At 69.5% G+C, this 11,517-nt stretch carries 14 protein-coding genes and 1 pseudogene; 8 read left to right on the top strand and 7 right to left on the bottom strand.

Features of this window, described 5'->3' with window-relative positions; genetic code table 11:
• A pseudogene (locus H5J33_RS11545) lies at window positions 1–581 on the top strand (hypothetical protein); the annotation flags it as partial.
• Here H5J33_RS11545 and H5J33_RS11540 read toward each other — a convergent pair.
• Complete coding sequence (locus H5J33_RS11540) at window positions 578–1,165, bottom strand: Uma2 family endonuclease (RefSeq protein WP_309485380.1); 588 nt, start codon at window positions 1,163–1,165, stop codon at window positions 578–580. The pseudogene H5J33_RS11545 and the gene H5J33_RS11540 sit on opposite strands and share 4 nt — an antisense overlap.
• A gap of 121 nt (window positions 1,166–1,286) precedes the next feature.
• Window positions 1,287–1,961, bottom strand: coding sequence for an SGNH/GDSL hydrolase family protein (locus H5J33_RS11535; protein ID WP_181794806.1), 675 nt, complete (start codon window positions 1,959–1,961; stop codon window positions 1,287–1,289).
• A 98-nt stretch (window positions 1,962–2,059) separates the two neighbouring features.
• On the opposite strand from H5J33_RS11535, the gene H5J33_RS11530 reads away from it, so the two are divergent.
• Together H5J33_RS11530 and H5J33_RS11525 are read left to right on the top strand one after the other, a co-directional pair.
• Entirely contained in the window at window positions 2,060–3,037 is a 978-nt protein-coding gene (locus H5J33_RS11530) for a WD40 repeat domain-containing protein (RefSeq protein ID WP_181794805.1), read from the top strand.
• A 179-nt stretch (window positions 3,038–3,216) separates the two neighbouring features.
• Complete coding sequence (locus H5J33_RS11525; RefSeq protein WP_181794804.1) at window positions 3,217–4,746, top strand: cellulase family glycosylhydrolase; 1,530 nt, start codon at window positions 3,217–3,219, stop codon at window positions 4,744–4,746.
• 35 nt (window positions 4,747–4,781) lie between these two features.
• On the opposite strand, the gene H5J33_RS11520 is transcribed toward H5J33_RS11525, so the two are convergent.
• The 3 genes from H5J33_RS11520 to H5J33_RS11510 all read right to left on the bottom strand — a co-directional run bounded on the left by H5J33_RS11520 (window position 4,782) and on the right by H5J33_RS11510 (window position 5,832).
• The gene (locus H5J33_RS11520) at window positions 4,782–5,252 is read right to left on the bottom strand and encodes a hypothetical protein (protein ID WP_181794803.1); all 471 of its coding nucleotides are present in this window, start codon (window positions 5,250–5,252) and stop codon (window positions 4,782–4,784) included.
• Window positions 5,253–5,336: 84 nt separating this feature from the next.
• Window positions 5,337–5,570 (bottom strand): DUF397 domain-containing protein, encoded by a 234-nt coding sequence (locus H5J33_RS11515; RefSeq protein ID WP_181794802.1) that lies wholly within the window; start codon window positions 5,568–5,570, stop codon window positions 5,337–5,339.
• Window positions 5,554–5,832, bottom strand: coding sequence for a hypothetical protein (locus H5J33_RS11510; RefSeq protein ID WP_181794801.1), 279 nt, complete (start codon window positions 5,830–5,832; stop codon window positions 5,554–5,556). Before H5J33_RS11510 ends, H5J33_RS11515 begins: the two co-directional genes overlap by 17 nt.
• Before the next feature lie 175 nt (window positions 5,833–6,007).
• Here H5J33_RS11510 and H5J33_RS11505 point away from each other — a divergent pair, with 175 nt between their 5' ends.
• A complete protein-coding gene (locus tag H5J33_RS11505; RefSeq protein WP_181794800.1) occupies window positions 6,008–6,760 on the top strand; it encodes a DUF6879 family protein in 753 nt (250 codons plus the stop codon).
• A gap of 19 nt (window positions 6,761–6,779) precedes the next feature.
• Window positions 6,780–7,628 (top strand): helix-turn-helix transcriptional regulator, encoded by an 849-nt coding sequence (locus tag H5J33_RS11500; protein ID WP_181794799.1) that lies wholly within the window; start codon window positions 6,780–6,782, stop codon window positions 7,626–7,628.
• Window positions 7,629–7,738: 110 nt separating this feature from the next.
• Here the strand turns inward: H5J33_RS11500 and H5J33_RS11495 are convergent, their stop codons facing one another.
• Entirely contained in the window at window positions 7,739–8,161 is a 423-nt protein-coding gene (locus tag H5J33_RS11495) for an ATP-binding protein (RefSeq protein WP_181794798.1), read from the bottom strand.
• 139 nt (window positions 8,162–8,300) lie between these two features.
• On the opposite strand from H5J33_RS11495, the gene H5J33_RS11490 reads away from it, so the two are divergent.
• On the top strand, window positions 8,301–9,170 hold the full coding sequence (locus H5J33_RS11490; protein WP_181794797.1) for a helix-turn-helix transcriptional regulator: 870 nt from the start codon (window positions 8,301–8,303) through the stop codon (window positions 9,168–9,170).
• Entirely contained in the window at window positions 9,167–9,346 is a 180-nt protein-coding gene (locus H5J33_RS11485; protein ID WP_181794796.1) for a DUF397 domain-containing protein, read from the top strand. Before H5J33_RS11490 ends, H5J33_RS11485 begins: the two co-directional genes overlap by 4 nt.
• 65 nt (window positions 9,347–9,411) lie before the next feature.
• On the opposite strand, the gene serC is transcribed toward H5J33_RS11485, so the two are convergent.
• Window positions 9,412–10,530 (bottom strand): phosphoserine transaminase, encoded by a 1,119-nt coding sequence (serC, locus tag H5J33_RS11480; protein WP_181794795.1) that lies wholly within the window; start codon window positions 10,528–10,530, stop codon window positions 9,412–9,414.
• A gap of 156 nt (window positions 10,531–10,686) precedes the next feature.
• On the opposite strand from serC, the gene H5J33_RS11475 reads away from it, so the two are divergent.
• On the top strand, window positions 10,687–11,517 hold an 831-nt coding region (locus H5J33_RS11475), incomplete at its 3' end, for an FAD-binding oxidoreductase (RefSeq protein ID WP_258565017.1).

Below are 11,517 nucleotides of genomic sequence, written 5' to 3'. Positions count from 1 at the left end.
GGCGGCATCGTGACCGGCCGCACCATCGCGGACGTCGACGGCACCCGTCCGACCCCTGCCAGATGGGCCTGAGCATCGGGGAGGGCCAGGACGGGGCGCCGCTGCGCTGGGGCCGCTGGGACGGGCGGGAGCTGACCGTCGCGTACGTCGAGGGGGATCTGACGCTGGTGGGGGTGAGCCCGTCGGGGGAGCGGCTGCTGACCGTGACCCACGACCAGGACGCGCTGGCCGTGCGCGACACCCGGGGCGCGGTGCTGGACGGCCTGGAGTGGGAGGCGGAGACCGCCGTGCCCCGGCATCCCGAGGCGGAGCCGGGGAACGACGAGGCGCTGCCCTACTGGGACTGGGCGGGGGGCTTCCTGGACGAGACGACGCTGCTCGGTTCGACCGTCGAGGGCGACGAGGAGTGGGGGGAGGGGCGGCACTGGCTCGTCGACACGGCGGGGGAGCGGACGCCGGTGGAGATCACCTACCCGCGACCGGTCGGCCACGGGGCGCCGACGGCCCTGGGCGAGGGGATGTGGGCCACGCCGGACGAGTCGGGGGAGGGGCTGTACGTCTGGGGGCGGGGGGAGTCCTAGTCGCGGGGGAAGCCGTCGGTCTTGAGGACGAGGTCGACCACGGTGCCGGTCAGGTCGATGTCCTCGCCGAAGGCGATCTTCGTCCGCGTGATGTAGTCGCCCTCCTTGGGCTGGGTGTAGACGTAGCACATGCCCTTGTAGGGATCGGCGACGAGGTACAGGGGGACTTCGGCGGCGGCGTAGGCGGCCTTCTTCGGGTCGTAGTCGTTCGCCGCGGTGCCCTTGGAGATGACCTCGGCGACGAATTCGACGTCCTGGTGCTGCCAATGGCCTGTCTCGTCCATGTGCGCCGAGTCCTTGAGCAGGGCAACGTCCGGGCAGAAGCCGTTCTCGTGACCCGGGAAGTCGATGCGGACGTCGGAGAACACCTGGATGTCCATACCGAACTTGTCCTCCAGCGCCCGCACGATCCGGCGGATGATGATCCAGCGTGTGCCCCGCTGTGGCGTCATGTGGACGTTGCCCCCGACGATCTCGACCCTGTATCCCTCGGGGACGGGCATGCGCTCGAGCAGCTCGAACCACTCGTCAAGACGCTCGGTGTTGGCGTCGGCCATCTCGATCCTGTCGTCCAGGACGGTCACTTGGCCTGTCGTCCAGGACGGTCACTTGGCGTTCCTCCCCGGCCGCCCCACGAACAGGTGCGACCGCGCAGTACAACGATAGGCACCGCACCCGGGAGACGCCGGATTTCGGCCAACCTGTTCAGTCCTCGTACGGCTGTCCGACCCCCCACGCCTCCCACATCGCCCCCGCGAACGCCCCCGCGATCCGGTGCTCCCCGCTCGCGTTGGGATGCGTGCCGTCGTAGGTGTCGGTGTGGATGTCCCACCGCTCGGGCAGCGAGGCCAGCAGCAGCGGCGACCGGGCCTCGTCCAGGTCGGCGACGGTCTTGGCGAGCAGGTCGTTGAACCGGTCCACCTGCTCGGCGAAGGGGGCGTCGGACGCGGCCCGGACGTTGGGTATGACCGGCAGCAGCACGATCCGGATGCGCGGCCGGGCCTCCCGCGCGCCCGCGACGAACGCCCGTACGTTCTCGTCCGTCTGCTCGGCGTTGGTGTAGAAGCCCAGGTCGATCAGGCCGAGGGAGACCAGCAGCACGTCGGCCCGGTGGGCGCGCACCGCCTCGCCGATCAGCGGGGCCATGTGCAGCCAGCCCTCGCCCCAGCCCGCCAGATGGCCGCGGGGGAAGCCGGGTTCGGCGTAGGCGAGGGACGTGGCGGCGCCGGCCTGCTGGTCGTAGAGCGTCTCGCGCGGGCCGACGAAGGTGAACGGGCCGCCGTACGTCTCGCACAGGTGCCGCCACAGCCGGTAACGCCACGTGTGTTCGCCCGCGCTCCCGATCGTCATGGAGTCGCCCACGGGCATGAACCTAAGCATCGGCTCATCATGGACGATGGCCGGGACCCGTGGACCGCCGGGGTGTGTGAGTCCGACCACCTCCCCCGGACCCCCTGTGGGGATGGCAGGCTTGGCTCATGCGTCGATCGTTCGCCGTACTCGCCGGGGCGCTGCTCGCCGGTGCCTGCGCGCTGCCCGCCTCCGCCACCGGGACCGCCGAGGGCGCGGGGGACAAGGGATTCACCATCAAGGACCCGCGGATAACCGAGTCCAGCGGGCTCGCCGCCTCCCGGCAGCACCCGGGGATCTACTGGACGCACAACGACAGCGACGACGGGCCGTACCTGTACGCCGTGGACAGCGCCACCGGCCGGACCGTCGCCCGGATCACCCTGCGCGGAATCGGCTCGCCGCGCGATGTCGAGGCCGTCTCCATCGGGCCGGACAACCAGATCTACGTCGGCGACATCGGCGACAACTTCGGCGGGAAGTGGCCGTACGTGTGGATCTACAAGCTGCCCGAGCCCGAGCGGCTGACGGACCAGACGGTCACGGCCACGCAGTACGTGGTGAAGTACGCGGACGGCCCGCGCGACGCGGAGTCGCTGCTCGTCCACCCGAAGACCGGGCGGGTCTACATCATCGACAAGAACGAGGAGGGCGGGCACCTGTACGAGGGGCCGGCCACCCTCTCCACGTCCGGCGCGAACGTCTTCCGCCAGGTCGCGCCCGTCGACCTGTGGGCCACCGACGCCGCGTTCTCCCCGGACGGCCGGCAGCTCGCGGTGCGCGGCTACTTCGGGGGCGTCTACTACGACTGGAACGACGGCCGGATCAAGCGGCGCGGGCGGCTGGACGTGCCGTTCCAGGGGCAGGGCGAGTCCGTGTCGTACTCCGCCGACGGCACGAAGCTGATGTACGGCAGCGAGGGCGCGGAGAGCTCCGTGCAGGCGGCCGACGCGCCCGAGCGCCCGGCCGGCAAGTCGCCGTCGGCAGCGGGGAGTTCCGAGGAGCCGGCGGACAAGGGCGGTACGCCGAGCCTGAAGGTGGGTGCCGTGATCCTGGCCGTCGGGGTGGCGGCGTTCCTGGGGCTGCGCCGGCTGCGGCGGAGCTGACCGGGCCGGGCGGCTGCCGGCCGGGCGGCGGCCTGGTGAACGGCGGTCCGGTGGTGTGTACCGAGGTGTGCCGCAGGTATTGACGTGCCCATGTTGATCTGGGTTTCCTGTGCGGTGCGCGGCGCTTGGGAGCGCTCCCATTCGTTGACGGCCGCCGCGCCTCCCGAGAGGAAGCGAACATGTTCCGCACCCTCCGAAGAGCGCTGTGCACCGCTGCTGCGGCGCTCCTCCTGCCTCTGACCGGGGCCTACGCGGCACAGGCGGCCGACGCGCCCACGGCCGCCGCCGCCCCCGGAGCCGGCTACTGGCACACCAGCGGCCGGCAGATCCTGGACGCGGCCGGCCAGCCGGTGCGCATCGCCGGGATCAACTGGTTCGGCTTCGAGACCAGCAACCTGGTGGTCCACGGCCTGTGGACCCGCGACTACAAGAGCATGATCGACCAGGTGAGGTCGCTGGGCTACAACACCCTGCGGATCCCCTACAGCGACGACATCTTCAAGCCCGGCGCCACCCCCAGCGGCATCGACGTCTCCGGCGGCAAGAACGCCGACCTCCAGGGCCTGACCTCGCTCCAGGTGCTGGACCGGATCGTCGCGTACGCGGGCCAGGACGGGCTGAAGGTCATCCTGGACCGGCACCGCCCGGACTCGGCGGGCCAGTCGGCGCTCTGGTACACCGCGTCCGTCCCGGAGACGACGTGGATCGCCGACCTGAAGTCGATTGCCGCCCGTTACAAGGGCCAGGACACGGTGATCGGCATCGACCTGCACAACGAGCCGCACGACCCGGCGTGCTGGGGCTGCGGCGACCAGGCCACCGACTGGCGCCTGGCGGCCCAGCGCGCCGGGAACGCGGTGCTCTCGGTCAACCCGGACCTGCTCGTCTTCGTCGAGGGCGTGCAGACGTACAACGGCGCATCCGGCTGGTGGGGCGGCAACCTGATGGGCGTCGGCCAGTACCCCGTGCAGCTCAGCGTGCCGAACCGGGTGGTCTACTCCGCCCACGACTACGCCACGAGCGTGGCCCAGCAGAGCTGGTTCAGCGACCCGTCCTTCCCGGCCAACATGCCGGGCGTCTGGGACAAGTACTGGGGCTACATCTTCAAGCAGAACATCGCTCCCGTGTGGGTGGGCGAGTTCGGTACGACGCTCCAGTCGGCCGTCGACCAGAAGTGGCTGGCCGCGCTGGCGGACTACCTGAGGCCGACGTCGACGTACGGCGCGGACTCCTTCCACTGGACCTTCTGGTCGCTGAACCCCAACTCCGGTGACACCGGCGGCATCCTGAAGGACGACTGGACGACCGTCGACACAGTGAAGGACGGTTACCTGGCCGGCATCAAGGCCCCGCTGTTCCCGGGTGGCGGGAGCGGTGGCGGGGGCAACGGCGGCGGGGGCGGCAGCACTCCCGCGTGCAACGCGTCCTACACCGTCAGCAGCGACTGGGGCAGCGGCTTCAACGCCGAGGTGAAGGTGACCAACACCGGCACGGTCGCCCTCAAGTCCTGGAAGGTGACGTGGACGTGGGCCGGCGCCCAGAAGATCTCGTCCCTGTGGAACGCGGGTTACACCCAGAGCGGCGGGAACGTGACGGTGGTGAACGCGGCTCAGAACGGCAGCCTGGCGGCCGGGAGTTCGACGAGCTTCGGCTTCGGCGCGGCACCGGGTGGCGCGGCGACGCCGACACTGACCTGCACGGCGGCATGAGAGAAGGGCGCCCGGTACGGCACCGGGCGCCCTCGTCATGCGCCGAGCGGGCAGGGCAGCTCCGGACGGGCGCGATGGGGAGCGCAGCCGACCAGGGCCACGGACAGGAACGTGGGCTGTTCGAGGTAGAACCCGAGCGAGAGGTCACCGCCCGCCGCCAGCCGCTCCGCGGCGGAGGCGAGGAGGACGGCGAGGCGACCGCGGTCGCGGTACGCGCCGGCGGCGAACCGGGGCGCGTACTCGGCGAGCCGCTCCCCGAGCCAGGCGGCGGCGCCCGACGGTTCGTCCCAGGTGCCCTTGACGATCGAGCGGGGCTTGACCAGCCAGTACGCGGTCTCCAGCGGGGGCAGGTCGGAGGTGGGGAACTCCGCGGCGGCCAGCCGGTAGCGCTGGATCAGTTCCGGGCTGCTGGTGGGCGGGGGCGGCTCGGGGTGGGGCGGCCGGCGGAAGGCTTCCTCGTCGAAGCGGGATTTGGGGCCGGTCCAGAGGTAGGCGTGGTGGTGCACCGGGGCCTCTTCAGTGCGTTGTGCGGGCCGGTTCCGGGGCGGCGACGGCCCGGAACCGGCTGGTTCTCTCGTGACGGGCGAGGCTCAGCGGGCCAGACCGAAGCGGGCCGGGTCGATCCCGGCGGCACTCAGCTCGTTCGTGGTGAATCGCAGCGGTTCCATGTCGGGCCGCTTGCTGTCACCGAGCGCCCAGGCGTCCTCCCCGATACGGGCAAGGGTCACGCAGGACTCGCCGTCCGGGTGGGTGTTGCCACCACACGCCTTGAGGAACGAGGCTCCGCCGAGGTCGAGCGCGTACAGGTCACTTCCGTTCACCATCGCTGTACCTTCCTGCTCCGCTGTCACGGCCGCCGACCGGCCGTCGCCGCCCTTGGTGGGCGGGAGTTCTTGGGGTCAAGGGGCGGATGTGCACGCCCGAGGGGTGGTCCCGGATCTCGGTGGCGTGGCGCATGGCCTGGGTGATGTTCCCGGCCTGCTTACAGGCGAGCGGCTGCCGCCGGTTCGCTCCGCACACGTCACAGCCGGTGGCGGGGGCGCAGTCGAGCAGCCACGCGTCGAAGCCGGGGGGAAGGTGGGTCACCGGGTCTCCCGAGGTGGGGTGGGGGCTTCGGGACGACCGTAGAGGCAGGAGTGGAGAAAGGGGGCGAATATTCTCTGTTATTCTCGCGCAGTCACTCTGGATGCATGGGCATTCACTCAGAGGCACCGCAATGCTTGGGGCACCGACATCGTCAACACCCAGGGGGTGGTTGTTCGTGGCGCGCAGGTTGCGGTTCAACGGGACGGGGAGCAGCAGCGGTGGATGCCCCTCTGTGCATGAGGACTTGGACAGCGGGGAGGTGATCGTGCACGGCCCTCCGCTCACCGATCCGGAGGACGTCGCACAGCTCCAGCACCTCTCGGAGGGAGAGGTCGCGATCGTGGTCCCGAGGGACCTGCTGGTCGACTGGACCCCGAAGGAGCGGACGCGACAGGTTCGGACGATCGATCTGGACGAGTTCGGCGAGCTGTTCGAAAAATTCGAGCACACGGCGTGGCGACTGGAGACACGACGCCGATACGCCAGCGACGAGGCCAATGACAACTGGCGGCAGTTCGTGGAGACGGGGACAACCGACTGGACGTTCGATAATCGGTACTGCAAGGCGATCCGCAAGCAGACCGCCCAGGGCAAGCGCGTCGAACGCGTACGCATTGTGGACCAGCCGCCGACCGTTGGGCAGCTCTATCTGCTCGACAACGCAAAGCGGAACAGCGTCATGGGCGAGGACATCCGCAACCTGTGGCGTGCCGACGCGGACCGGCTCCGGCTCCCCGCTGAAGACTTCTGGCTGTTCGACAGCCGACTCATCGCGCTCCTGCGCTTCGATGACGACGATCAGCTCACACACGTGGATTTGATCACCGAGCCCGCAGAGGTGGTGCGCTGCTCCATGGTGCGGGATGCTGCTTGGCACCACGCCGTACCGTGGAAGCAGTTCACGGCGGAGATGAACAGCGACGCGTAAGGGCAAACACGGGTGACCGGTGAGTACGGACTATCAGAGGGCACGTGAGGAACTGGGCCGCCGGCTCAGGGAGTTGCGTGTGGAAAGCCCTGACGGCCGGCTCACCGGTGTCCAGCTCGCGCAGCGGCTCGGATGGCGGCAGTCAAAGGTCAGCAAGCTGGAGAACGGCAGGCAGACCCCCACGGACGACGACCTGCGGGCGTGGGCCGAGGCCGTCGGGCAGCCTGGCGTGTTCCCGGAACTGCGTTCCCGGCTGCGGGGCTTCGAGAGCCACATTCGATCGTGGAGACGTCAGCTCGCGGCAGGGCACGCTCCGGTCCAGGAAACCTGGAACACCCTCGTGTCCAACAGCACGACACAGCATGCGCTGAGCACCGCCGCCGTCAGCGGCATTCTCCAGACGGCCGACTACGCCAGGCACGTCTTCGAGCGGCACGCCACACTCCAGCAGTCACCGAGGGACACGGAAGCCGCGGTGCGGGCCCGCATGAAACGGCAGGAGTGGCTGTACCGGCCGGGCAAGCGGTTGAACCTGCTCATGCCTGAAAGCGTGCTGTGGGGCCGTATCTGTCCGCCGGAGGTCTTGGCGGCCCAACTCGACCGACTGCTGGGTGTGGTGGGCATGGACACCGTCAACCTGGGAATCCTGCCGTTGGACGGCACGCTGCCCCTGACGATGGGGAACTCGTTCGATGTGCTGGACGAACGCCTGGTCGTGGTCGAGGACTGGCACGCCGAACTCTGGCTGGACGACGCCGAAACGATCGCTCTCTATCGCCGAGTGTGGGACACCTTCGCGGAGTCGGCGGTGTTCGGCGCCGAGGCGCAGCAGGTGATCGCCCGGGTGCGGCGGAGCATCAAGGTCTGAGGGCGTACGGCCGTACGACGTCATCCCGGAAGCGTTTGGCCCAGCGGCGCCGGCGGGCGTCGTGGGGGTTGGGCAGGCGTCAGGCGTAGGGCTGTGCGGGCCCTGTTGTGTTACGGGCGGTCCAGAACATGGGGGGTGTCCGAGGGCGGGAGGGTGAAGCGGGCCCAGACGGTCTTGGTGTACGGCCCCCGACGAGTTCCCCAGGAGTCGGTCAGCGCCTCTACGAGCGCGAGTCCGCGACCACCCTCCTCCTCCGGGCCGGGACGGCGGGGCAAGGGCAGCCGGTCCCGGTCCGGGTCGGAGACCTCCAGGACCAATTCGCAGCGGCAGAGCACGAGCGCGACCCGGACCCGGGCGTCGGAAACCCGGCAGTGGCTCACGGCGTTCGTGACGAGTTCGTTGGCCGACAGGGTGGCTCGCTCGGCGAGTTCATCGGTGATTCCCCAGTTGGCGAGGGCCTTGCGGACGTAGTGCCGGGCGGTGGGAACGTGCCGCCGGTGTGTGGGGATGCGGAATGTCTCGGTTGAGGGCATGGGGCTGAACCTAGGAATGCATGCAGGCCCGTGCAATGGAAATCGAGAAATATATGCAGTGGTTTCACTCGATCGAGTTATGCAAGCCCCTCTCGGCCAATCGTTGTGGCAGGGTTTCCGAAAGGAGAGGGGAGATCCCATGCCCGCAGGTGGACGACCGACCGTACGCAGCAGGCGACTTGGCACGGCACTCAGGCAGTACCGGCAGGCCGCCAAGCTCGACCAGCCGCAGGCCGCCGAGGTGATCGCCACAAGTCAGGCCAGGATCAGCCGCATCGAGAGCGGGCATGCCACGCCTCGCGTGATCGAAGTGCGGCTGCTGCTGGACGCGTACGGCATCACTGATCCAGAAGTCCGCACCAAGCTGGAGGAGTTGGCCAAGCACTCCAAGAACCGGGGCTGGTGGCTCGAACACGCGGAACATCTTCGGCCGGACTATGTGGACCACATCGCGCTGGAGGACGACGCGACCTACATCCGCGAGTGGCAGCCGATCATGGTGCCGGGGTTGTTGCAGACTCCGGCCTATGCGGAAGCTGTCATCGCCGATGGCCCGCACTACATCGATTCAGAGCGCGTCGCCCAGCTGGTGAAGGTGCGGCTCGCGCGGCAGGCGAAGATCGAGGAAGGCGGAGCGTCGTACACGGCCATCCTCTGGGAGGCGGTCATCACCCACCCGCTGATGAGCGCGGAGGTCCACCGGGAGCAGTTGTCCGCCATCCTTGAGATCGGAAAGCGGAAGAACGTCACTGTGCAGGTGCTGCCGTTCAGCGCCGGAGCACTGGCCGGTTACTCGGCTCCCTTCTACTCCTTCAGCTTCGACGAGGAGCCGACGGTAGAAGCGGTCGCCATGGACAATCTGCGAGGCACGTCGGTCCTCGAAGGGCCTGAGGACCTTGCCGCTTACGCCAATGCCTTCGACCTACTACGATCAGCGGCGTTGGCGCCGGACGCGAGTGCGAAGCTCATCCGGGGCATACTGCGGAGCCTGAAGGAAGAGACATCGTGACCGAGGTCGTAAGCCCCTTCTGGAAGTCGTCCTACTCGGGCCAGGAAAACGCCTGCGTAGAGGTCGCCGACACCGCCCCCGGAGGCCGAGCCGTCCGCGACAGCAAGCAGGACAACGGCCCCCTCCTCACCGTCTCCCGAGACAGCTGGCAGGCCTTCATCCGCCAGTTCGCATAACGCATCGCACATACGAAGGGCGCCCGGCAGGCACCGGGCGCCCTTCGTCGTCGTAGGACGAGAAGTCAGAGCTTCTCGATCACGTAGTCCACGCACTTCGTCAGCGCTTCGACGTCCGCCGGGTCGATGGCCGGGAACATCGCGATGCGCAGCTGGTTGCGGCCGAGCTTGCGGTACGGCTCCGTGTCCACGATGCCGTTCGCGCGCAGCACCTTGGCGACGGCGGCGGCGTCGATCTCGTCGGCGAAGTCGATCGTGCCGATGACCTGGGAGCGCTTGGCCGGGTCGGAGACGAACGGGGTGGCGTACTTGGACTCTTCGGCCCAGGTGTACAGGCGGGTCGAGGAGTCCTTGGTGCGGGCCGTGGACCAGGCGAGGCCGCCCTGGCCGTTGAGCCACTCCAGCTGCTCGTTGAGGAGGAAGAGGGTGGCGAGGGCCGGGGTGTTGTACGTCTGGTTCTTGCGGGAGTTGTCGATCGCCGTCGGGAGCGAGAAGAACTCCGGGATGTGACGGCCGGAGGCGTGGACGCGCTCGGCGCGTTCGAGGGCGGCGGGGGAGAAGACGCCGATCCACAGGCCGCCGTCGGAGGCGAAGGACTTCTGGGGCGCGAAGTAGTAGACGTCGGTCTCGGCGATGTCGACGGGCAGGCCGCCCGCGCCGGAGGTGGCGTCCACGAGGACGAGCGCGCCCTCGTCGGCGCCGGCCACGCGCTTGATCGGCATGGCGACACCGGTGGAGGTCTCGTTGTGGGTGAAGGCGTAGACGTCGACGCCCGCCTCGGCCTTCGGTTCCGGGTGGGTGCCGGGGTCGGCGGCCACGACGGTCGGCTCGGCCAGCCAGGGCGCGAGCTTGGCCGCCTTGGCGAACTTGGAGGAGAACTCGCCGAAGGTGAGGTGCTGGGACTTGTTCTCGATCAGGCCGTGCGTGGCGATGTCCCAGAACGCGGTGGAGCCGCCGTTGCCGAGGACGACCTCGTAGCCCTCGGGCAGGGAGAACAGCTCGGAGATGCCCTCGCGGACCTTGCCGACCAGGTTCTTGACCGGCGCCTGACGGTGGGAGGTGCCCAGCAGGGACGTGCCGGTGGCGGCGAGGGCGTTCAGCGCCTCGGTCCGCACCTTGGAGGGGCCCGCGCCGAAACGTCCGTCGGCGGGCTTGATGTCAGCGGGAATCTGGATGTCGGCCACGGGAGGAGGTTAGCCGCTGGGAGAAGCCCGGGTGGAGTTCTGTCCGTTCGATGAGACGAGATCACCAGGTCGTGGACTTGTGATGTCGTACGACTATTAGTGCGCACCTGTGGAAAACTTTCGGTGACTGTGCGTGGCCGGATGCATCCTGGACGCATGACGGATCGTGGGGATGTTGCAGGGGACACCGGGGACGTCGGGCACACCACGGACGCCGGGGACATCGGGGACACGGATGTCGCCGCGCTCGCGGGAGCGCTGCGCAAGGCCGTCCGGGGCGAGGTCGCATTCGACGTGACCGCCCGGGCGCTGGTCACCATGGACGCGTCGAACTACCGGCGGGTCCCGCTGGGCGTCGTGGCCCCGACGGACGCCGACGACGTGGCCGCCGTGCTGGAGGTGTGCCGGGAGCGCGGGGTGCCGGTGGTGGCGCGCGGCGGCGGTACGTCCATCGCGGGGCAGGCGACGGGTACCGGCGTGGTGCTGGACTTCACCCGGCACATGACGGCCCTGGTGGAGCTGGACCCGGGCAGCCGTACGGCCGTCGTGCAGCCGGGGCTCGTCCTGGACCGGCTCCAGGAGGCCGCCGCCCCGCACGGACTGCGGTTCGGCCCCGACCCCTCCACGCACAGCAGGTGCACGCTCGGCGGAATGATCGGCAACAACTCCTGCGGCTCCCACTCGGTCGCCTGGGGCACGACCGCGGACAGCGTGCGGGAGCTGTCCGTGATCACCGCGCGCGGGCGGCGGCTGCGGCTCGGGCAGGGGTGGGCGGGCGCCCCGGACGGGCTGCGCGAGCTGGCCGAGGGTGAGCCGGCCCGGCTGCGTACCGGGTTCCCGGACCTGCCCCGCCGCATCTCCGGGTACGCGCTGGACGCGCTGCTGCCCGAGAAGGGCGCGGATGTCGCCCGCTCCTTCTGCGGCTCCGAGGGCACCCTCGGCATCCTCACCGAGGCCGTGGTCCGCCTGGTCGACAGCCCCCGCGCG

Origin of the sequence: Streptomyces sp. WELS2 (assembly GCF_013870595.1) — a bacterium.
Taxonomy (GTDB): domain Bacteria; phylum Actinomycetota; class Actinomycetes; order Streptomycetales; family Streptomycetaceae; genus Streptomyces.
This window is presented reverse-complemented; position numbering and strand designations above follow the sequence as displayed.